The 20,617-nt window shown below is 63.1% G+C and carries 20 protein-coding genes; 9 read left to right on the forward strand and 11 right to left on the reverse strand.

The genetic code is table 11. The features are described 5' to 3' along the window. Positions 1 to 35: 35 nt before the first annotated feature. The 4 genes from P6U30_RS21685 to P6U30_RS21700 all read right to left on the reverse strand — a co-directional run bounded on the left by P6U30_RS21685 (position 36) and on the right by P6U30_RS21700 (position 4,559). Positions 36 to 959 carry a carbohydrate ABC transporter permease gene (locus P6U30_RS21685; protein WP_407164954.1) on the reverse strand — a complete coding sequence of 308 codons (924 nt, stop codon included), beginning with the start codon at positions 957 to 959 and terminating at the stop codon, positions 36 to 38. Positions 960 to 1,025: 66 nt separating this feature from the next. Continuing rightward, the gene (locus P6U30_RS21690; protein ID WP_407164955.1) at positions 1,026 to 1,985 is read right to left on the reverse strand and encodes a carbohydrate ABC transporter permease; all 960 of its coding nucleotides are present in this window, start codon (positions 1,983 to 1,985) and stop codon (positions 1,026 to 1,028) included. A gap of 108 nt (positions 1,986 to 2,093) precedes the next feature. After that, on the reverse strand, positions 2,094 to 3,413 hold the full coding sequence (locus P6U30_RS21695; protein ID WP_407164956.1) for an ABC transporter substrate-binding protein: 1,320 nt from the start codon (positions 3,411 to 3,413) through the stop codon (positions 2,094 to 2,096). Between the two features lie 78 nt (positions 3,414 to 3,491). Continuing rightward, a complete protein-coding gene (locus P6U30_RS21700; protein WP_407164957.1) occupies positions 3,492 to 4,559 on the reverse strand; it encodes an ABC transporter ATP-binding protein in 1,068 nt (355 codons plus the stop codon). 207 nt (positions 4,560 to 4,766) lie between these two features. Between P6U30_RS21700 and P6U30_RS21705 the strand changes: the two genes are divergently transcribed. From P6U30_RS21705 to P6U30_RS21725, 5 genes are all read left to right on the forward strand, one after another. After that, a complete protein-coding gene (locus tag P6U30_RS21705; protein ID WP_407164958.1) occupies positions 4,767 to 5,795 on the forward strand; it encodes a LacI family DNA-binding transcriptional regulator in 1,029 nt (342 codons plus the stop codon). A gap of 213 nt (positions 5,796 to 6,008) precedes the next feature. Next, positions 6,009 to 7,847: an IlvD/Edd family dehydratase gene (locus tag P6U30_RS21710; RefSeq protein ID WP_407164959.1), complete on the forward strand. Its 1,839-nt coding sequence runs from the start codon at positions 6,009 to 6,011 to the stop codon at positions 7,845 to 7,847. Between the two features lie 125 nt (positions 7,848 to 7,972). Next, complete coding sequence (locus tag P6U30_RS21715; protein WP_407164960.1) at positions 7,973 to 8,704, forward strand: SDR family oxidoreductase; 732 nt, start codon at positions 7,973 to 7,975, stop codon at positions 8,702 to 8,704. Between the two features lie 25 nt (positions 8,705 to 8,729). Continuing rightward, positions 8,730 to 9,476, forward strand: a complete 747-nt coding sequence (locus tag P6U30_RS21720; RefSeq protein WP_407164961.1) for an SDR family NAD(P)-dependent oxidoreductase — start codon at positions 8,730 to 8,732, stop codon at positions 9,474 to 9,476. Between the two features lie 40 nt (positions 9,477 to 9,516). After that, the gene (locus P6U30_RS21725; protein WP_407164962.1) at positions 9,517 to 9,642 is read left to right on the forward strand and encodes a hypothetical protein; all 126 of its coding nucleotides are present in this window, start codon (positions 9,517 to 9,519) and stop codon (positions 9,640 to 9,642) included. 110 nt (positions 9,643 to 9,752) lie between these two features. Here P6U30_RS21725 and P6U30_RS21730 read toward each other — a convergent pair whose 3' ends face one another. Then, positions 9,753 to 10,622: a LysR substrate-binding domain-containing protein gene (locus P6U30_RS21730; RefSeq protein ID WP_407164963.1), complete on the reverse strand. Its 870-nt coding sequence runs from the start codon at positions 10,620 to 10,622 to the stop codon at positions 9,753 to 9,755. A 93-nt stretch (positions 10,623 to 10,715) separates the two neighbouring features. Between P6U30_RS21730 and P6U30_RS21735 the strand changes: the two genes are divergently transcribed. The 4 genes from P6U30_RS21735 to P6U30_RS21750 all read left to right on the forward strand — a co-directional run bounded on the left by P6U30_RS21735 (position 10,716) and on the right by P6U30_RS21750 (position 14,334). Next, positions 10,716 to 11,624, forward strand: a complete 909-nt coding sequence (locus tag P6U30_RS21735; protein ID WP_407164964.1) for a DMT family transporter — start codon at positions 10,716 to 10,718, stop codon at positions 11,622 to 11,624. Between the two features lie 95 nt (positions 11,625 to 11,719). Continuing rightward, complete coding sequence (locus tag P6U30_RS21740; protein ID WP_407164965.1) at positions 11,720 to 12,400, forward strand: site-2 protease family protein; 681 nt, start codon at positions 11,720 to 11,722, stop codon at positions 12,398 to 12,400. Positions 12,401 to 12,451: 51 nt separating this feature from the next. Continuing rightward, complete coding sequence (locus tag P6U30_RS21745; protein ID WP_407152575.1) at positions 12,452 to 12,862, forward strand: hypothetical protein; 411 nt, start codon at positions 12,452 to 12,454, stop codon at positions 12,860 to 12,862. A gap of 251 nt (positions 12,863 to 13,113) precedes the next feature. After that, positions 13,114 to 14,334: an ABC transporter substrate-binding protein gene (locus tag P6U30_RS21750; protein WP_407164966.1), complete on the forward strand. Its 1,221-nt coding sequence runs from the start codon at positions 13,114 to 13,116 to the stop codon at positions 14,332 to 14,334. A gap of 106 nt (positions 14,335 to 14,440) precedes the next feature. Here the strand turns inward: P6U30_RS21750 and P6U30_RS21755 are convergent, their stop codons facing one another. The 6 genes from P6U30_RS21755 to P6U30_RS21780 all read right to left on the reverse strand — a co-directional run bounded on the left by P6U30_RS21755 (position 14,441) and on the right by P6U30_RS21780 (position 20,545). Then, on the reverse strand, positions 14,441 to 15,229 hold the full coding sequence (locus tag P6U30_RS21755; RefSeq protein ID WP_407164967.1) for a TonB family protein: 789 nt from the start codon (positions 15,227 to 15,229) through the stop codon (positions 14,441 to 14,443). Positions 15,230 to 15,245: 16 nt separating this feature from the next. Continuing rightward, positions 15,246 to 15,710 carry a TonB system transport protein ExbD gene (exbD, locus tag P6U30_RS21760; RefSeq protein ID WP_407164968.1) on the reverse strand — a complete coding sequence of 155 codons (465 nt, stop codon included), beginning with the start codon at positions 15,708 to 15,710 and terminating at the stop codon, positions 15,246 to 15,248. A 3-nt stretch (positions 15,711 to 15,713) separates the two neighbouring features. After that, positions 15,714 to 16,775 (reverse strand): tonB-system energizer ExbB, encoded by a 1,062-nt coding sequence (gene exbB / locus P6U30_RS21765; protein WP_407164969.1) that lies wholly within the window; start codon positions 16,773 to 16,775, stop codon positions 15,714 to 15,716. 2 nt (positions 16,776 to 16,777) lie between these two features. Continuing rightward, positions 16,778 to 17,467, reverse strand: coding sequence for a Fe2+-dependent dioxygenase (locus P6U30_RS21770; protein ID WP_407164970.1), 690 nt, complete (start codon positions 17,465 to 17,467; stop codon positions 16,778 to 16,780). A gap of 21 nt (positions 17,468 to 17,488) precedes the next feature. Beyond that, positions 17,489 to 20,050, reverse strand: coding sequence for a TonB-dependent receptor (locus P6U30_RS21775; protein ID WP_407164971.1), 2,562 nt, complete (start codon positions 20,048 to 20,050; stop codon positions 17,489 to 17,491). A gap of 255 nt (positions 20,051 to 20,305) precedes the next feature. Further along, on the reverse strand, positions 20,306 to 20,545 hold the full coding sequence (locus tag P6U30_RS21780) for a hypothetical protein (protein WP_280979466.1): 240 nt from the start codon (positions 20,543 to 20,545) through the stop codon (positions 20,306 to 20,308). Positions 20,546 to 20,617 lie beyond the last annotated feature (72 nt).

Genomic DNA, 20,617 nt, shown 5'->3' on the forward strand with positions numbered 1-20,617 from the left:
GTTGACTTGGACTTCAGACGCGGGGCCTTAGGTGCTCATTCTTTCACGGCCCCCGTCATGGCGGAGACATAATGCTCAACGAAGAACGCGTAAAGGATAACCAGCGGCAACGAGCCGCATAGCGCCCCTGCCATCAGGGAACCCCAGCGATAGACGTCGCCGTCGACGAATTCGTTGACGATGGCAACCGGCACCGTCTTGTTCGGGGTCGATTGCAGGAACGTCAGCGCGTAGATGAACTCGTTCCAGCACAGCGTGAAGCAGAAGATGAAGGCCGAGATCAGGCCGGGAACGGCGAGCGGCAGTACGATCTTGATCAGGATCTGCCAGCGGCTGGCACCGTCGATCAGCGCGCATTCCTCGAGCTCGAACGGGATGGTCTTGAAGTAGCCCATCAAGAGCCAGGTCGAGAACGGGATCAGGATCGTCGGATAGGTCAGGATCAGCGCCAGCGGCGAATCGAACAGACCATATTGGAAGACGACGGTCGCCAGCGGGATGAACAGAATCGACGGCGGCACCAGATAGGCCAGGAAGATCAGGCCGCCGACAACGTTCGCGCCCTTGTAGCGCAGCCGTACGATCGCATAGGCCGCAAGCACGCTCGCGATGATCGAGAGCACCGTGGCGCCGACCGCCACATACATCGTGTTCCACAACCAGTGCGGATAGTAGCTCTCGAACAGGAGCTTGTGGATGTGCTTGAAGGTCGGATTCCAGGTCCAGAAAGGATTGTACTTGTCGAGGTCGAGCAACTGGTCGTCCGGCTTCACCGCCGTCAGCGCCATCCAGTAGAACGGAAACAGCAGGATGACGACGATGATCGACAGCGGGACGTAGAGCGTCACGATGCGCCGCGGCACCGATTGGAGGTAGCTCATGCCCTCGCTGTTGTCGACGCGGGAGGCTGTCGACAGGATGGTCTTGAGATCGAGTTTCGATGCGGGGAGATCAGTCATTGTTCTCTCCCGGGCGCGCGCGGGGCCTGCCCCGCTGCCGCAAACGAATACGCAATACGGCAGGGATCAATCATTGTTCTCTCCCTGTTGCCACTTCCTGCGCTGCAGTCCGAACCAGGAGATCATGATCGCGCCGAGCAGGAACGGGATCATCGCGCTCGAGATCGCGGCGCCCTCGCCCAGTTGCCCTCCGATGATCGCGCGTTGATAGGACAAGGTCGCCATCAGATGCGTCGCGTTGACAGGGCCGCCGCGGGTCATTGCCCAGATGAGTTGGAAGTCGGTGAAGGTGAACAGCACCGAGAACGTCATGACGACGGCGATGATTGGCGTGAGCAGCGGGTACGTGATGTGGCGGAACATCTGCCAGGAGCTCGCACCATCCAGGGTCGCCGCTTCGTAAAGCGACGGCGAGACCGTTTGCAGACCTGCCAGAAGCGTGATCGCGACAAACGGCACGCCACGCCAGATGTTGGCGAAGATCACGCAGATGCGCGCCCATGTGGGATCGCCGAGGAAGTTGATGTTCTGGCTGATCAGCCCGAGATGCTTCAGCGACCAGGAGATGATCGAGAACTGGGAGTCGAAGATCCACCAGAAGGCCAGCGCCGACAGCACCGTCGGCACGATGAACGGGATCAGCACGGCGGCGCGCAGCAGCGCCTTGAACGGCATCCGCTCGTTGAGCAGCAGTGCCAGATACAGACCGATGGCGAATTTCAGGGTGCTCGCGACGAAGGTGTAGAGCAGCGTGTTGAACACCGAGAGCCAGAAGATGGCGTCGCCCCACAGCCACTCATAGTTCTCGGCGCCGATGAACTGGCCGATCCGACCTATGCGGGCATCCGTGAACGACAGCCAGATGCCGAGCCCCAATGGATAGGCCAGGAAAAAGATCAGGAACGCCATCGCCGGCAGCATGAACCAGAAGCCGAGCCAGTTCCTGTTGTGGCGGAGCTGGTCCCAGGCGGTCGCTTCGCGCATTTCGGTCTTCGCGCGTCTTGGTGCAAGGGCGATGTCAGCCATGGGCGATGTCCCGGTTGCTCAACTGATTGAGCATGACCACGCAATAGTCCAACGATGGCATTCCAATGATGGCGCGGGCTGCGGATCGCGCCGCCCGCGCCAGTCTCGTCAGCGATAGATTCGCTTCAACTGCCGTTCGGCCTCGGCGATGGCCGTCTTGGCATCCTTGGCGCCGGTGCAGTAGTTGGCGAACATGTCGACCACGATGAAGTCCGCGATCGCGGTCGCGGCCTTTTCACCGGGCGAGCCAATGCCGGACGCCGGCAACGCCCGCTTGCTCGCCTCGGCGAACACCGCGTTCTTCGGATCCGCGGTCCATACCGGAGCGGAGTCGTAGGCGTTCAGCGTATGCGTGAGATAGCCCCGCGCGCCGGACAGCCATTTCTCGAAGTTCTCTTTCTCCAGCATGAAGGCGATGAAGGCCTTTGCAGCGTTGGGGTATTTGCAGAAGTTGAAGGCAAGGATCGGCACTGCGAGTTGCAGTTCGGTCGGCTTGCCGATCGGTCCGACCGGCCAAAGCGCGTGGTAGGTGTCCTCGGCCAGGTCCTTCTTGCTCGGGTCGTCCTTCGCTGCGACGTAAATGGAAATGCCGTTCGAGGTGCAGTAAAGCTCGCCGGCGAGGAACGCCTTGTTGTTCGACGAATCGTTCCACGAGGCCACGCCGGGAATGAATGTCTCGGAGAGCGCCTTCGCATATTCCAGCGCCTTTGCAGTCTCCGGCGAGTTGATGACGACCTTGTCATCCTTGTCCACGGTCCAGGCGTTGTGACCCCAGAGAACCCAGTACAGCCAGGCGTTCGCGTCTCCGGTCGCATGGCCGAGCGCAAATCCAGCGGGCGTATTGTTCGCCTTCATCGCCTTGCACATCTCAAGGAAGCCCGGAAAATCCTTCGGGAAATCCTTGAAGCCCGCCTTGTCGGTCGCCGACTTGCGATACGTCATGTAACCGCCGATGGTCGCGACGGGGATGCCGAGCCAATCGTTGCCCTGCTTGCAGGTCTTGGCCGCCGCATCGGTCCACCCGCCGTACTTCTTGCCGAGATAGTCGGCAACGTCGTTCATCTTGATGACCTTGGTCGGGAAGAGCTGCGGCAGCGTGTGCAGACCCCAGGCCATATCGAGACCCGAACCGGTGTTGGCGGCAACCGAGGCCTTGGGCTGGACGTCCTCGAACGACTCGCTGAACACGTTCATCTCGACGCCGGTTGCCGTCTTGAACGCAGCCACGATGGCATTGAACGCGTCGTCTTCGGCAGGCACGAAGCGCTTCCAGCGCATCAAAGTGAGCTTGGCGCCGGACTCCGCCTTCCAGGGCGCGGTCTGCGCCCAGGCCTTGGCGAAATCGAGCAGCGCCGGCCCGGTCAACATGCCGGTTGCGGCCAGCGCAGTGCCGCCCTGAAGTAGCGAGCGGCGAGTAAAATCGTGCATCGTCCTTCCCTCCCTATGAATGATTTTTATTATTCTTGAGCCCGGCTTGTTGGTCAGCCGTTGCAATCAGTCCGTCAGTCAGCCATTGAGCCGCTGCCCCGTTCCATCGTCGAACAGGTGAACGAGCGCCGGATCCGGCTTGAGCCGAACCTTGTCGCCCGGGTTGAACAGATGCCGCTCGCGGAACACCGCGACCACCTGCTCACCGCCGAGCTTGGCGAACACCTGGGTCTCCGACCCGGTCGGCTCGACCACGACGATCTCGGCCTCCGCGCCGTCATCGGCGATGGTGAAGTGCTCAGGCCGCACGCCGTAGACTGCGGGCTTGCCATCCGAATTGGCAGGCGCCGTCTTCAGCGGCAGTTGGACACCGTTCGGCCCCTCGAAATAGGCCGCGCCGTTCACCTTGACGTTGCCCTTGAGGAAATTCATCGCGGGCGAGCCGATGAAGCCGGCAACGAACTGGTTCGCCGGCGTGTCGTAGAGCTCGAGCGGCGAGCCCATCTGCTCGACGATGCCGTCATGCATCACCACGATCTTGTCGGCCATGGTCATGGCCTCGATCTGGTCGTGCGTGACGTAGACGGTCGTGGTGCGCAGACGCTGATGCAGCTCCTTGATCTCGGTGCGCATCGCGACGCGCAGCTTGGCGTCGAGGTTGGACAGCGGCTCGTCGAACAGGAATACCTGCGGATCGCGCACGATGGCGCGGCCCATGGCGACACGTTGACGCTGACCGCCGGACAGTTGCCGCGGATAGCGATCGAGCAGCGGCGTCAGCGCCAGGATTTCCGCGGCGCGCTTGACGCCGGTTGCGATCTCATCGGGCTTGGCGCCGCGCAGCTTGAGCGAGAAGCCCATATTGTCGGCGACGGTCATGTGCGGATAGAGCGCATAGTTCTGGAACACCATCGCAATGTCGCGCTCTTTGGGCTGGACATTGTTGACGACGCGGTCGCCGATCGAGATCGTGCCGGAGGTGATGTTCTCGAGCCCCGCCAGCATGCGCAGCAGGGTCGACTTGCCACAGCCGGAGGGACCAACCAGAACGACGAATTCGCCGTCCTCGATCGGGATCGTCACGCCGTGCAGGACTTCAAAACTACCAAAAGACTTCCGCACGTCGCGAATTTGGACCGACGACATCCACTTCCCTCCCTCAAGTTCCCGGCGGCGTCCGACGGATGCCGCGACCGCTCTGCTTTTTCGACCGGCTTCGCTGTCACGAGGCCCGATTGGACTGACGTTATTGTCCGCAGTTTGTCTGGTTTTGGCAATCGTTCGATTAGCAACGGCTTGGTAGCGCTGTCAATATCGGTTTGTCCGCGGCAAAGCCTGTGATATGAGCGATAAATGGCCCGAAAGCGCATCACGCCAGGCAAAATCCGGCTTACCGAAGTCGCCAAGCTTGCCGGCGTCAGCCCGATCACCGCTTCGCGCTTCTTCAGAAATCCCGAGGCTCTCTCGGTTGGCAAGCGGGCCCGGGTCGAGAGTGCGGCAAAAGAACTCGGCTATGTGCCAAATCTGGCCGCGCGCGCGCTGGCCTCGCAGCGCTCCGAGGTGATCGGTGTCCTGATCCCGTCGCTGACCAACAACGTGTTCGCCGACGTGTTGCGCGGCATCTATGACGCGCTCGACGGAAGCCGTTACAGCATCCAGCTCGCCAATACCCGCTACAGCATCCTGCAGGAAGAGCGGCTGCTGCGTCTCTTCCTGGCACAGAAGCCAGCCGGCCTGATCGTGACGGGCATCAATCAGACCGCGGAGTCCCGCACCATCATGGAATCGGTCGATTGCCCGATCGTCCAGATCATGGAGACTGGCCCTGCGCCGCTCGACATGATGATCGGATTCTCGCATTTTGACGCGGCGAAAGCCGCCATCTCCCACCTGCTCGACCAAGGCTACCGGCGGATCGGCTTTCTCGGTGCGCGGATGGATCCGCGGGTGCAGCGGCGGCTCGACGGCTATCGCTCGGCCATGAACGAGGCTGCGCTGTTCGATCCGACGCTGATTGTCACCACGGCGGTGCCGACCTCGGTGACATTGGGCGGCACGCTGTTCGCCGACCTGCTCGCCAAGGCTCCGGAGATCGATGCGGTGTTCTGCGTCAATGACGACCTCGCGCTCGGCGCACTGTTCGAATGCAAGCGCCGGCACATGGTGGTGCCGGACCAGATGGCGATCATCGGCTTCAACGATCTCGAATTCATGGCTTCGAGCGTGCCGACGCTGAGCAGCGTACGCACCAACCGCTACGAAATGGGCAGAAACGCTGCCGCCATGGTGCTCGAGGCGCTGGACGGGCGCCGGCCCGCCCAGCCGGTGGTCGATCTCGGCTTCAGTATCATGGAGCGGCAAAGCTCAGCACGCCGCGGCTGACATCCATCCGACGATGATTCGTCGCAGATCGGCAAAGATGACAAAATGATAGCGCAACCAAAACTCTTCAACTAAGGTCCAATTCCGCTGGCGATCACATCTGCTCGTGATCGCCGGGTTTGTAATGCGCGGCAATTTGCGCAAGGTAGAAACCACGTCGAGATCAGAGCCCTGAGAACGGGCCGATACGAGTTTGCATTGCGGGAGAAACCAATGACAAAACCCCACACCAACGGGCACAGCGCCGCAGATCAGGCCGGCAAGGGCAAAGGCCGCAAACTCCGCTCGCAGGAATGGTTCAACAATCCGCACAATCCGGGCATGACCGCGCTCTATCTCGAGCGCTATCTCAATTACGGATTGACGCGGGAGGAACTGCAGTCGGGCAAGCCGATCATCGGCATCGCCCAGACCGGCAACGACCTGTCGCCCTGCAACCGGCATCACCTCGAGCTTGCGCATCGGGTGCGCGAGGGCATCCGTGCCGCCGGCGGCATCGCAATGGAGTTTCCGACCCATCCGATCCAGGAAACCGGCAAGCGCCCGACCGCGGCGCTTGACCGCAACCTCGCCTATCTCGGCCTGGTCGAGGTCCTGTTCGGTTATCCGCTCGACGGCGTGGTGCTGACCACCGGCTGCGACAAGACCACGCCGGCCTGCATGATGGCCGCGGCGACCGTCAACCTGCCTGCGATCGTGCTGTCGGGCGGGCCGATGCTGAACGGATGGCATGAAGGCCAGCGCACCGGCTCCGGCACCGTGGTGTGGAAGGCGCGCGAGCGGCTCGCGGCGGGCGAGATCAACTATGAGCAGTTCATCGAGATCGTGGCCTCCTCCGCCCCCTCGGTCGGCCATTGCAACACCATGGGCACCGCCTCGACGATGAATTCGCTGGCGGAAGCGCTGGGCTTCTCGCTGCCGGGCTGCGCGGCGATTCCGGCGCCCTACCGTGAGCGCGGCCAGATCGCCTACGAGACCGGAAAACGCATCGTCGAGATGGTCTGGGAAGACCTCAAGCCATCGGACTTCCTGACCCGCGAGGCGTTCGAGAACTGCATCGTGGTGAACTCCGCGATCGGCGGCTCGACCAACGCGCCGATCCACATCAATGCGCTGGCGCGCCATGTCGGCGTCGAGCTCTCGATCGACGACTGGCAGAAATACGGCCACGACGTGCCGCTGCTCGTGAACATGCAGCCGGCGGGCTTCTATCTCGGCGAGGAGTATCACCGCGCCGGCGGCGTACCCTCGGTGGTGCGCGAATTAATCAAGCACAAGCGCATCCATGAAGGCGCCCTCACCGTCAACGGCCGCACCATGGGCGAGAACTGCAAGGATGCGCCGGCTCCGGACGGCGACGTGATCTGGAGTTACGATAAGCCGCTGGTGAAGGACGCCGGCTTCATCGTGCTGCGCGGCAACCTGTTTGATTCCGCGATCATGAAGACCAGCGTGATCTCCACCGAGTTCCGCGAGCGTTACCTGTCCAACCCAAAGGACCTCAACGCCTTCGAGGGCCGCGCCATCGTGTTCGAGGGCCCGGAGGACTATCACGAGCGGATCGAAGACCCCGCGCTCGACATCGACGAGCACTGCATTCTGTTCATCCGCGGCACCGGCCCGATCGGTTATCCCGGCGGCGCCGAGGTCGTGAACATGCAGCCGCCGGCGGCGCTGATCAAACGCGGCATCCTGTCCCTGCCCTGCATCGGCGACGGCCGGCAGTCCGGTACCTCGGGCTCGCCGTCGATCCTCAACGCCTCGCCGGAAGCGGCTGCCGACGGCGGGCTCGCGATCCTGAAGACCGGCGACAAGGTCCGCATCGACCTCAACAAGGGCAGCGCCAACATCCTGATCTCGGAGGATGAGCTGCGGACGCGCCGCGCCGAGCTGAAGGCCAAGGGCGGCTTCCCCCATCCGGCGAACCAGACGCCGTGGCAGGAGCTGTACCGGCAGACCGTCGGCCAGCACGCGACCGGCGCCTGCCTTGAGCTCGCGACCCGCTATCACGACATCGCCGGCAAGGTCGGTGTTGCGCGCGACAACCACTGACACCACAATCCGTCATTGCGAGCAGCGCAGCGACGAAGCAATCCATGCCCCGCAGCGGATAATGGATTGCTTCGCTTCGCTCGCAATGACGACACCAACGCCAAGACGAATTCCGGGAGAGATAAATGTCTGATCGACTGAAGGGTAAGCGCGCCGTGGTCACCGCCGCCGCGGCGGGCATCGGGCGCGCATGCGCCATCGCATTCGCGCGTGAAGGCGCCACCGTGATCGCGACCGATATCAACGAAACCGGCGTGTCCACCCTGGGCAAAGAGGGCATCGCCGAAGCCGTCCGGCTCGACGTTCGCAACACCGCCGATGTCAATGCCTTCGCCAAGCGCGTTGGAAAGGTCGACATCCTGCTCAATGCAGCGGGCTTCGTGCACAATGGGACGATCCTGGACTGTTCGGAAGAAGACTGGGACTTCTCCTTCGACCTCAACGTCAAGTCCATGCATCGGACCATCAAGGCGTTTCTTCCGGCGATGCTGGCGGGCGGAGGCGGTAGCATCGTCAATATCTCATCCTGCGCCGCGCTGCGGCCGCCCGCCAACCGCTATGTCTACAGCGCGTCGAAGGCGGCGGTCTCGCTGCTGACGCGCGCGGTCGCGCTCGATTTCATCACCCAGGGCATCCGCTGCAACAGCATTTGCCCCGGCACCGTGGAGACGCCATCGATGCTCGATCGTGCGGCTGCCGCGGGTCCCGACGGTCGCGAGAAGTTCGTCGCGCGCCAGAAGATGGGCCGGCTCGGCACCGCCGAGGAAATCGCGGCCATGGCGGTCTATCTTGCGAGCGACGAGGCCGCGTTCACCACCGGTGTCGACATGGTCGTCGACGGTGGCTTCATGCTCTGACCCCGACGCGATCAAAGGCTTCCACATGAACAAGATCGATCTCAACGGTCGCTGCGCCGTCGTCACCGGGGGCGCGCAGGGCTTTGGCCGCGCAATCACCGAGCGCTTCGTCGCATCCGGTGCCAAGGTAGCGATCTGGGATTTCGACCAGCCGCTGGCCGACAAGACCGCGAAAGCGATCGGCGACGGCGTGATCGCGATCAAGGTCGACGTCGCCGATCCCGCCGCCGTGGATGCCGCGCGCGACGCGACGCTGAAGGCGTTCGGCAAAATCGACATCCTCGTCAACAATGCCGGCATCACCGGAGCCAACAAGCCAGTATGGGAAACCGATCTCGACGACTGGCGCAGGGTGATGCGCATCAATCTCGAGGGTCCCTTCATCTGCTGCAAGGCGATCGTGCCCAGTATGATCGGCCAGAAATACGGTCGCATCGTCAACATCGCCTCGATCGCCGGCAAGGAAGGCAATCCAAACGCCGCACACTATTCGTCGTCGAAGGCCGGCCTGATCGCACTGACGAAATCGCTCGGCAAGGAGCTCGCGCAGCACGACATCCTGGTCAATGCAGTGACGCCGGCCGCGGCCAAGACGGCGATCTTCGACCAGATGACGCAAGCGCATATCGACTTCATGCTGTCGAAGATCCCGAAGGGCCGCTTTGTGCTGGTGGAGGAACTCGCCTCGATGGTGGCGTGGCTCGCCTCTGAGGACTGCGCCTTCTCGACCGGCGCGGTGTTCGACATCTCCGGCGGCCGCGCGACCTACTAGACATGAACGGATTTCGGGTCGATCGGACACAAGCCCGGCCATGACGAAACGCGATTGCCTGACCGCCACAGGCGCGCGCAACCAAAAAAGTCGAAAACAACCCCATGCAAAGGAGCTGGCCCATGCAAAGGGGCTGGCGGTTGCCGGCTTCGACAAGGCAACTTGACACGTCGGGCAAATCAGGGATACATTTCCAATATTCCGAAATTGCGCAAGCGCCTCCGCCCTGCCCGCAAGCGGGAGGGGGACGCAGTTCCGACGCGGCAGATACCTGTTCTAACTCGCCCGCTTCGCCGGCCGCCGAAGCGCGGCGACGAGATGATCGGCCAGCAGTGACGCCGCGCGCGAGAGGTTTTGTGCGCGATGCAGACGGATCTCCGCCCGCGGCAGCGGCGGAAGACCGTCGCGTGCGCTCAGCCGTCGCAGCGTCGGCGGAAACGTGCCCGACTTCAACACGGTCACGGCGAGGCCCTGCGCCGCGATCGCCTCGACCGCGGACAGGCTGTGGCTGACGAAGGCAAGCCGCCACGGCCGGTTCGCTTGGTCGAGCGCCTGCATCGCCCAGCTCCGGAACAGGCAGCCCTGCGGATAGAGCGCGACCGGGAGCGGGTCGCGCTGCTCGACACGATGCTCTGCGCTCGCGGCCCACACCGCCTGCTCGGTTCTCAGCAACTCACCCTCGCCGCGCCCTTCCGGATGCATGGCGATGACGAGGTCGTAAGCATCGCCGAGCCGATCCGTCATCGACGACGTCAGGCCGGTTTCCATCTCGACGTGGATCAGCGGGTAATTGGCGACAAAGCCCGCAAGCAACGGCGGGACGATCAATGAGCCGTAGTCGTCCATCACACCGAGACGAACACGCCCATCCATTCCGTGCGCGCGCACCCGGCCGACGGCCTCATCACTCAGGCTGAGAATGCGCCTTGCGTAGCCGAGCAGTCCCTCTCCGGCTGCGCTCAGGTCGACATTGGACCTGGTGCGGTGAAACAGCTCCGCCTGCAGCCGCTCCTCCAGCCGCTTCACTTGCATGCTGATGGCTGATTGCGTCCGGTTCAGCGCTGAGGCTGCGCGGGTGAAGGACCGATGGTCCGCCACCGCGACAAAGGCGCGTAGGAGATCGGGATCGAGAATTGGAGCGCTCATAACAGTCTGTGATTTATCTCATCAAATATATTCCATTTCCTGATTATGGCCCCAGCCCTAGATTGCGCAAGCAAAACAGAAGGATCGAATGGAATGGGCGAGGCTTGGGGAGTCTTGGCGGCGGTGCTGTCGAGTGCGCTCGGCGGCACGTCGATCGGGGCGACGCGGTTTCTGGTCGGGTTCATCGATCCGCTGGCGATCGGTTCGTTCCGGTTCGGCATTGGCATGCTGCTGCTGCTTCCACTGGCTCTGTCGCAACTCCGGGCCTGGCCGCCGCGGCGCGACTGGCCCGGGGTCGTGGGCCTCGGCCTGTTGTTCTTCGCGGCGTTTCCGATCCTGTTCAACGCATCGCTGATCTTCACCACGGCGGCGCGCGGCGCGCTGGCGCTCTCCACGCTGCCCCTGCTGACCATGCTGGTCGGCGCCGCGCTCGGCAGCGAGCCGCTCAGCGCCCGGAAGACCACCGGCGTCCTGGTCACGATCCTCGGAGTTGCGCTCGCCCTGCTCTCCGGGCTTGCGATGGCGCCGGCAGGTGCCTGGCGCGGCGACTTTCTGATGGTCGCCGCCGCGCTTTGCATGGCGCTCTACAGCATCTGGTCAAAACCCTTCATCCGCCGCTCCGGCCCGATTGCCTTCACCACATTGGCGATGGCGGCCGGCGCCGCGTTCCTCGTCGCGGCCTCGCTTGTTCGCGGCAGCTTCGCACCGGTTGCGGATTTCGGCGCAGCGCAATGGTTCGGCGCGATCTATCTCGGCGCCTTCGGCGCCGCCCTGACCTTCTACCTCTGGTCATTCGCGCTGGAGCGGACAACCCCGACCCGCGTCGCGATCTCCGTCACCGTCAATCCCATCGCTGCCTCGCTGGTCGGCGCCGCATTCCTCGGCGAACCGCTGCGCTGGAACGTGATGGCCGGGATCGTGACCGTCTTCGCGGGCATCTGGATCGCGACCACCGAGCCGCGCTCGCATGTGGACGCCGCCGTCGCCCCCGATCCGCACTGACCCCCGGGAACCCGCCACCGCTCGGCCAGCACAGGCGTTGGCAAATTCGTGCTAGCCTGACGGTTCGGTCCCTCGCGAACCAAGGCGGAGCGCATTTGAACATCTCCCTTTATGGCATCTCCGTCTGGGTGCTTCCGCTCATCATCGCCATCACCTTCCACGAGGCCGCGCACGGCTTCGTTGCGCACCGGCTCGGCGACAACACCGCCTGGCAGCTCGGCCGCGTCACCTTCAACCCGCTCAAGCACATCGATCCGTTCGGCACGCTGATCTTGCCGGCCGTGCTGCTCATGGCACAATCGCCGTTCCTGTTCGGCTATGCGAAGCCGGTGCCGGTGAACTTCCGCAAGCTCAACCATCCGAAGCTCGACATGGTGTGGGTGGCGTTGGCAGGTCCCGTCACCAACATCATCCTTGCGACCGCGGCCGCGCTGGCGTTCCACGCGCTGCCTTTCGTGCCGGCGAACGCCGCGCAATGGACTGCAGACAATCTGAAAAACGCGTTCCTGATCAACATCGTGCTTGCGATCTTCAACATGATGCCGATTCCGCCGCTGGACGGTGGCCGGGTTGCGGTGGGACTGCTGCCGCGTCCGCTGGCAATCCCGCTGGCGCGGCTGGAGCCGTTCGGCATGCTGATCCTGATCGGGCTCCTGATCCTGCTGCCCATGATCGGCGCCCGCCTCGGCCTAAATCTTGATGTTATTTCCGCGATACTGCGAACACTGACCGGATATGTAATCCAGGCCCTTCTCCTTATAACCGGGAACACATAGTTTGATTTTGGGCAGGAACGCTTCGAGGCCATGGTGATCAAAGCTGCCGATATGCTGATTGCACGACGTGCCGATACGCGTGCGCGTGCCGACTTTGCGACCTGGAAGATGATGGCCAAGCTGAACGGCACGTCCGCCCTGCCGCCGGAAGCGCAGAATTTCCTGGTCACCTACAAGAAGCTTCTGGACCAGATGGACGATGCCAAGGCCAGCGAAGCCACCATTCAGCTAATGTACCGGACCTATTATGCCGAGATGGGAGGGGCCGGCGCGGCTCCCGAGGTTCCAGCCCGCACGCGCGAACCGGTCGCCGACAGCGGAAACGTCACTGCCTTCCGCCGCCTTCCGGCCAAGCCGAAGCAAAGCGCATCCGGCCCGAACGCTCAGCGTCCGCTGCCGGTCGCGCTCATCTTCGGCTGCCTCGTCGTGGTCTACGTCGCGATCCGCTATTACTGGCGATAGCACCGACGCGAACCGGCATCCGCTTCGCTCGACGACCCTCACCCGAAAGCGCTCCAGCAAACAACGCGAGCCGGTCGCGTTTATGCGCGCGGCCGCGCTGGCTCCCGCTTCGCGTCGATCCATCACCGGCCTGGTTTATTGGCCGCGAGATGGAATATCGCGTGTGACCGATTGGGTCGCACGACCTAGGCGACGTCATTGCGGCCGGGCATAATGAGGAACTCAAAAAACAAAATCATACTGGAGGAAAGATGAAGCGATCCATTGCAGCCCTCGCCGCGGCCACGAGCCTGATGATCAGCGGCAGCGCGCTGGCCCAGACCATGGACAAGGTCGTCAAGGTGGGTGCGCTCGGCGATCAGTCCGGTCTCTATCAGGATATCGGTGGACCGGGCTCGACAGTGGCGGCGCAGATGGCGATCGAGGATTCCGGGCTGCTGGCAAAGGGCTGGAAGATCGACCTGATCTCGGCCGATCATCAGAACAAGCCCGACGTCGCCGTCAACATCGGCAAACAGTGGATCGACGTCGACAAGGTCGACGTGTTCGTGGACCTCGCGGCCTCCAACGTGGGGCTCGCGATCGCCAATCTCTCCAAGGAGAAGAACGTCGTTAACCTGAACTCCGGCTCGGGCTCCTCCGACCTCACGGGCTCGCAGTGCACGCTCAATACGGTGCACTGGCCCTACGACACCTATATGCTTGCCAACGGAACCGGCAAGGCGCTGGTGAAATCCGGCGGCGATAGCTGGTTCTTCATCACCGCCGACTATGCGTTCGGCCAGGCACTGGAGCGTGACACCAGTGCGGCGGTCGCCGCAAGCGGCGGCAAGGTGCTCGGAAGCGTCAAGCATCCGCTCAACACTGCCGACTTCTCGTCCTTCCTGCTGCAAGCCCAGAGTTCGAAGGCGAAGGTCATCGGCCTTGCCAATGCCGGCGGCGACACCACCAACGCGATCAAGCAGGCGGCCGAATTCGGTATCGTCGCGGGCGGCCAGAAGCTTGCGGGCATGCTGATGTTTATCACCGACGTGCACGCGCTCGGCCTGAACATCGCGCAGGGCCTGAACTTCACGGAAAGCTTCTACTGGGACATGAACGACCAGACCCGCGCCTTCTCGAAGCGCTTCATGGAACGATTCAAGAAGAACCCACCGACCATGGTGCAGGCCGGCGTCTACGCGTCGCTGATCCATTACTTCAAGGCGCTGGAGGCGCTCGGCGGCAATCCGCACGATGGACGTATGGTGGTCGCCAAGATGAAGGAGCTGCCGACCGACGATCCCCTGTTCGGCAAGGGCTCGATCCGCGCCGATGGCCGCAAGATCCACCCGGCCTATCTGTTCGAGGTGAAGAAGCCTTCGGAATCGAAGTATCCGTGGGACTATTACAAGCTGGTCGCGACCATCCCTGCGGACGATGCCTTCCTGCCGCTCGACAAGAGCGCCTGCCCGCTGGTGAAGAAGAACTGATTGGTTCGCACGAACCGTAAGGCGGATGGGCACCATCCGCCTTCTCCGCGACATACCCCGGTCACGGCTTGTGGAACGGTTCGCGTTCCCCGGGGACGTGGGTGCGTCAGCCTTTGCCCTTGACGCGGAAGATCACCGGGAGCGTGAAGCTGAGACCTTCGTCGGCAACCAGCGGCGGCGGTGCCGGAACCGGATCTGAGCGTTTGATCATCGAAAGCGCCGCCTGGTCGAACGCAGCGTCGCCCGATCCCTTCTCGATCGCCATGTCGAGGACATGGCCGAGCCGGTCGAGCGTAAAGCGGACATAGATTTCGGCCGACTTAAGCGCACGGTCGGTGGGATACTTCTTGTGCTTGTCGAGATGCGCCATCAGGCGCTTCTGCCAGGTTTCGCGTGCGTGCCGCAGGGCGTTGCCATTGCCGATGACCGGTGCCACCGAGCGCGGCGCTTCGGGCGCGGCTTCCACGGTCGGCATCGCCGTCGCCTCGGCAGCGACCGACTCCTGCGATGCCGCGGTCTGGACGGCGGCAACCTTCTGCTCTTCTTCGGTGGGCTTCTTGTTGTCGTTCTCCGTCACCACCCGATCGGCGTCTTCGGTCTCGGTCGGCGTGTCCTTCGGCAGATCGGTCTCCTTGACCTCGGCCTTTTGTTCGTTGACCTGCGGCGAGGCCACCGACGCATCCGCATCCGGACCCGCCGGCAAATCGGTGACCTCACGATTTGGTGCTGCCAGTTCGACCCCGACCTCTATTGCCGACACACCGGAGACATCCTCCGGCTCTTCCTCCTGCAGATTGGTCAGAGCGAGCGCCGCCCCGCCGACGTGCAGCACAAGAGCGATCACCGCGGCCGAGACCCACAGTATTTGGGACGGCTTCTGTTCGAGATCGGACATCGGCGTCAGGCCTTCGTCATGGGTTCGGTGTCGTCGGCGCGCCTTGCGCCGCCGCGTCCGGAACTCCTTCCAAGGCGACCAGCTTGACCTTGGAATAACCGCCCTTACGCAGGAACTCCAAGACATCCATCAGTTCGCCATAGGGGACCGCCCGATCGGCGCGCACGAAGATGTACTTGTCCTTGCTCATGTCAGGAATGGCGTCGAGCGCGCTTACCAGATCGACCCGCTTGACGAACGTTTCCCCGATCGCCAGCGACAGGTCCGGCTTGATGCTGACATAGGTCGGCTTGTCAGGCTTCTTGGTCGGCGTCGCGGTCGACGTCGGCAAATCGATCGGCAGGTCGACGGTCGAGAGCGGCGCCGCAACCATGAAGATGATCAGCAGCACCAGCATCACGTCGATGAACGGCGTGACGTTGATCTCGTGCGATTCCGCGAAATCGTCGTCGGTATCGTTCTCTGCGACTGAGAAAGCCATCGCCTACTCCGCCGCCGCAGCGCGCGCGTGCGAACCTTGCGGCAGGCTGCCATGGGTGCGGTCGAGATCACGTGACAGCAGCCGTGCCGCGGCGCCCGAGGCCCGGTTGACGAGCTCGAGGTAGGTCTTCGTCACGCGCGAGAAATGGTTGTAGATGATGACCGCGGGGATCGCCGCGACCAGGCCGATCGCGGTGGCGAGCAGCGCCTCGGCGATGCCGGGCGCCACCACGGCGAGGTTCGTGGTCTGCGACTTCGAAATGCCGATGAAGCTGTTCATGATGCCCCAGACCGTGCCGAACAGGCCGACGAAGGGCGACGTCGCGCCGATGGTTGCGAGCAGGCCCATGCCGAGCCGGATGCGGCGAGCCTCTGCCCGGACGATCTCGGAGAAGCTGGACGCGGCGCGTTCCTTGATGCCGCTGTCGCTGGAGATGCCGGCCGACAGCCGGCCCTCGCGCATCGCGGCCGCGATGAAGGACGACAGCACATTGCCCTTGGCGCCGAGCGCGAACTGCGCTTCCGCCAGCGAGCGTGCTTCGCCGATCTTGGCGAGAGCAGCGCGCAGCCTGCCCTGGGCCACTGTCAGCTCGATCATCTTGGCGATGAACACCGTCCAGGTGACCAGCGAAGCGAAGGCCAGACCGATCATCACCGCCTTCACGATGATGTCGGCGTTCATGAACATGGTCCACGGCGACAATTCATGCAGACCTGTCGCGGTCGTCTTCAGCGACCTGCTGTCGCCGCCAGCCGGCGCGGCTGACGACACATCGGTGGAGGGCGATCCTGAGGTCGGCGCTGGGGCCCCGGCCGGCGCCGGGGCGGCGGCTGGTGCCGGCGCGGCCTGCGCTTGCGGAGCTGTTGGAACCGGCTGAGCCAGCGGCGCGGGCGGCTGCGTCACCGCCGCGGGCTGTTGTGCCACCGGTGCCGCCTGAGTCCTGGACGCGGGCGCAGATTGCGCGGCAGGCGCCACCGGCTGTTGCGCCGATGACGGCGCAGCCAGCATCAACATCGCCAGCGAGGCGACCATGGCGGATGCAGCACGGAACAAGGATGTCTTCATCGTTACACTTCAGCCCAGTGGCGGATCAGGTTGTGATAAATGCCGGTCAATTTGACCGTTTCAGGGTCATCGCGCCCCAGCCGTTCCACCAGGGCCTGTATCGCCGTATCGAGGTCAAAGATCAGGCTGCGCGCATGCGCATCCCGTACCATGCTCTGCAACCAGAAAAAAGACGCCACCCGCGTCCCCCTGGTGACGGGCGTGACCAGATGCAGGCTGGACGCAGGATAAAGGACCAGATCACCTGCCGGCAACTTGATTTCATGCGAGCCGTAGAGGTCTTCGACGACGAGCTCGCCGCCGTCGTAATCTTCCGGCTCCGATAAAAACAGCGTGACCGACAGGTCGGTGCGGATCCGCATGCCGGTCAACCTGTCGCCACGCACCGCGTTGTCGACGTGCAGGCCGAAATGATGCCCGTCGCTGGCGGCGTACCGATTGAACAAGGGTGGAAAGATCCTCAGCGGGATCGCGGCCGAGATGAAGCGCGGGCTCGCCGACAGCGCGGTCAGGATGCGGTTGCCGAGTTGCCGCGCGACCTCACCGTCGGGCGGCAGTTGCTCGTTGCGCTTCACCAGGGCAGAGGCCGCTCCGGCCGTCGAGCGTCCGTCTTCCCAATCGCCGACCTCCATGATGCGGCGGAAGTCCGCTACATCAGCCTTGCTCAGAACATTGGGAACACAGACCAGCATCTCGACGCTTCGAAGCCTCTCTCAGTAACGCGCTGAAACAACCAGATACGCGGCGCGTCCCGGCGCTTCCAGCACGAACGGGGCCGCGCTCTGATACAGAGCATCGTAGTAGCGCTTGTCGAAGATGTTGTTGACGAACAGCTTCACCGTCCAGTTCTTGTCGATCTTTGCTTCGGCAAAGGCGTCGAAGCGCCAATAGCTCGGGATCGACGTGCCCTGGTTGGCGGCGAGCAGCGTGCCTCCATACACCTTCGAGCGATACACCGCCTGCCCGCCGATCTCCCAGATGTCGGTGAGCTGGTACTTCGTGAGCATGCTGAACGACTGATGCGCGACGTTGGCGAGCGGCAGCCCGACGTTGCTCGTGTACAGTGTCCTGTTGGCCGGCGGTGCCAGAGACTGCGTCACCTCCGACTGCATTAGCACGAGACCGCCGAACACGCTCCACTTGTCGGTAATCTTCCCGCCGACGCCGAGATCGATGCCGCGGATGCGGTAAGCGGCGCCTGCCGTGATGCAGGACACGTTGCCGGTGGTTCCCGCGGGATAGACGCATCCCGGAATCGCCGCGGCCGCGGTCGCGCTGCCGACGTTCTGCGCTTCGCGCGCGTTCTCCTTCTCGGTCTGGAACAAGGCCGCGGTTACCAGCAGATGGCGGTCGAACAGCTCCCACTTGGTGCCGATCTCGATGGCCGTGTTCTTTTCCGGTCCGAAGATCTGATTGTTGCCGCCGTTGAGAACCGGATTGATACCGCCATAGGCGGTGCTGGTGCCGTCGAACTCGGCGCCGACAGGGTTGGACGAAGTCGCGTAGGCCGCGTAGACGCTGCCGTTCGGCAGCGGCTTCAAGGTGAGGCCAAGGTTAAAGTTCGGCATCCCGAACTCGGCCGACTGCCGGCCGATGGTGCCATTCGTCGCGTATCCGGACGTGTTGATGTTGTAATCGTCGTAACGGACGCCGCCATTGAGGATGACGAAGTCATTGTAGTTGGCGGTATCCATGACGTAGCCGCTCACGGTATCGATGCCGACCTTGGTCGGCCTGCCATTGAGAGTCGGGCCGACCGGGAACGGGATATTCGTGTATTGCGGATAAAAGACGCTGACGCCGGCCAGCGAGCCGGTGCCGTTGAAGGATGTCGGCCCCGTCGTCAGCTCCGACCGAAGTCCTGAATAACTGTCGATCGAGGACCGCTCGTTGTCGTACTCGATGCCTGCCGTCGTCGTGTGCTTGAACCCAAGGCCGTCGACCGACTTGTAGGTCGCCTCGGTCTGGTTCGCGAACACATCGGTAATCTGAAGCCGGCTCTGCGGATTCGCGGTTAGCGTGTACGCAGTGAACGGAGCGCCAGGAGCCAGCGTCGGCGATTCAGGCAGAGTGCCGATGTAGTTCTGGGTCGAACGCGATTCCCGGATCTTGTTGCTGATCACGAGGTCCGGCGTGACCTGGACCTCGGCGTTGATCGTGCCGATATCCTGCCCGGTCCTGAAGAAGTCGCGATTGACGAAGCCGTAGAAATTGTTGCGGTTGACGCCGAAATCCGGGAACGGGCCGCCGGCCGTGCTGGCGGTGCTCGGCCGATAATAGGGCACGCCGAAATCCGGAATGCCGGTGAGCTCGGTGTGGATGTAGTTGCCGGTGATCTTCACCGCGTCGATCGGCTTCCACGTTCCGGCGACGAATGCGCCATCGCGATTATCGGTGACATAGCTGCGTCCGGCGACGCCGGCATCCTGGAACAGACCGCCGGCGCGGATCGCCAGCGTCGGGCTGATCACCTGGTTGACATCGAGCGTCACCCGCTTGGTGCGATCGGTGCCGAACGTGGTGTCCATGTTGTAGAAGCTGTTCTGCGTCGTCGCCTGCTTGGTGACGATGTTGATTGCGCCGCCGGTGGTGCCACGCCCCGCAAAGGACGAGCCGGGCCCACGCAGGATCTCGACCTGCTCGGTGAAGAAGTTCTCGCGGACGCTGACGCCGGCGTCACGCACGCCGTCGATGAAGATGTCGTTGCGCGCGTCGAAGCCGCGGATGAAGAAGCGGTCGCCGAAGGCATTGCCGCCCTCGCCCGTGCCGAGTGTCACGCCGGCCGTGCTCAGGATCGCAGATTTCAGCGAGGTGGCATTCTTGTCTTCGAGCACGTCCTTGGTCAGCACGGTGACCGACTTCGGCGTGTTCAAGATCGGCTCGGGAAACTTCCCGGATTGCTGCAAGCGATCGCCTTTGTACGGCGCGGCCGGATCGGCGTAGGGATCGCGGTCGGCTGCGAGACCGCCGGCATTGGGAAACGGCACCGGCGCCTGTTGCGCCTGCTGATTGCGCCGCGCCGCACGGCGCAGTGCCGTGCGGGCGCGGACCTGATCGGGCGTCGGTTTGGACGTCGCAGGACGCGGGCGAGCGACCGGGGCATCGACCGTCACCGGCGGGAGGTTAGACTGCTGCGCTTCGGCACCCGAAAAGGATGCCACCGCGATCAGACCTGCGACCGCCGACACCTTCGTCCCCGAATAGCTCGCACCATCGTCGATCGAACCGAGCGCCGCGTCAAAACGCAGCGACCTTGGTGCCTTTGCATTGCTCATTCCACACGCCCCCGAAATCAAGCTCGTCCACGAGTCCGAACCGCGACGAACTGTCTCTTCGGTTACTGAGCGTGAATTTTCGGGTCAATGCGATCGCAGCAACAACGTGCTTGAATCGCCCCAATTCAAAGCGATTCTAATCTGCAGTCTGAAATCGTTCTAAATCCAGATTTTTAAGTGTTCTAATAACGGTTCTAATAAGTACGGAGATACTGCTGGCCCGTCGGTGTTGCCCGCTCCGAACGGCACGCAACATCAATCCGTGCTTGGCGGCTTCATCAGCGAAAACAGCTCATCGACGGTGCGTTGCGCGACCTGCCGCACGCGCTCGGTATTGTCCATGCCGGCGATATTGACGCCGTTGACCACGGCTTTGATCTCGTCGCGGAAGTCGGTGAGGAAGCGCAGCGGATCACGCTGCTCGTTGGCGACCCGGGCGATCAATCCCGTGATCAGGATCTGACACGCCATCATGCGCCCGTTCAATTCGTCCATCGCGGCTCTCCCGTCTCGCATCATCGACGCGCGATATGAACGACATCGCCCGACGTTTCAACCGGCGCATGG

Source organism: Bradyrhizobium sp. ORS 111 (genome assembly GCF_045571485.1).
Taxonomy (GTDB): domain Bacteria; phylum Pseudomonadota; class Alphaproteobacteria; order Rhizobiales; family Xanthobacteraceae; genus Bradyrhizobium.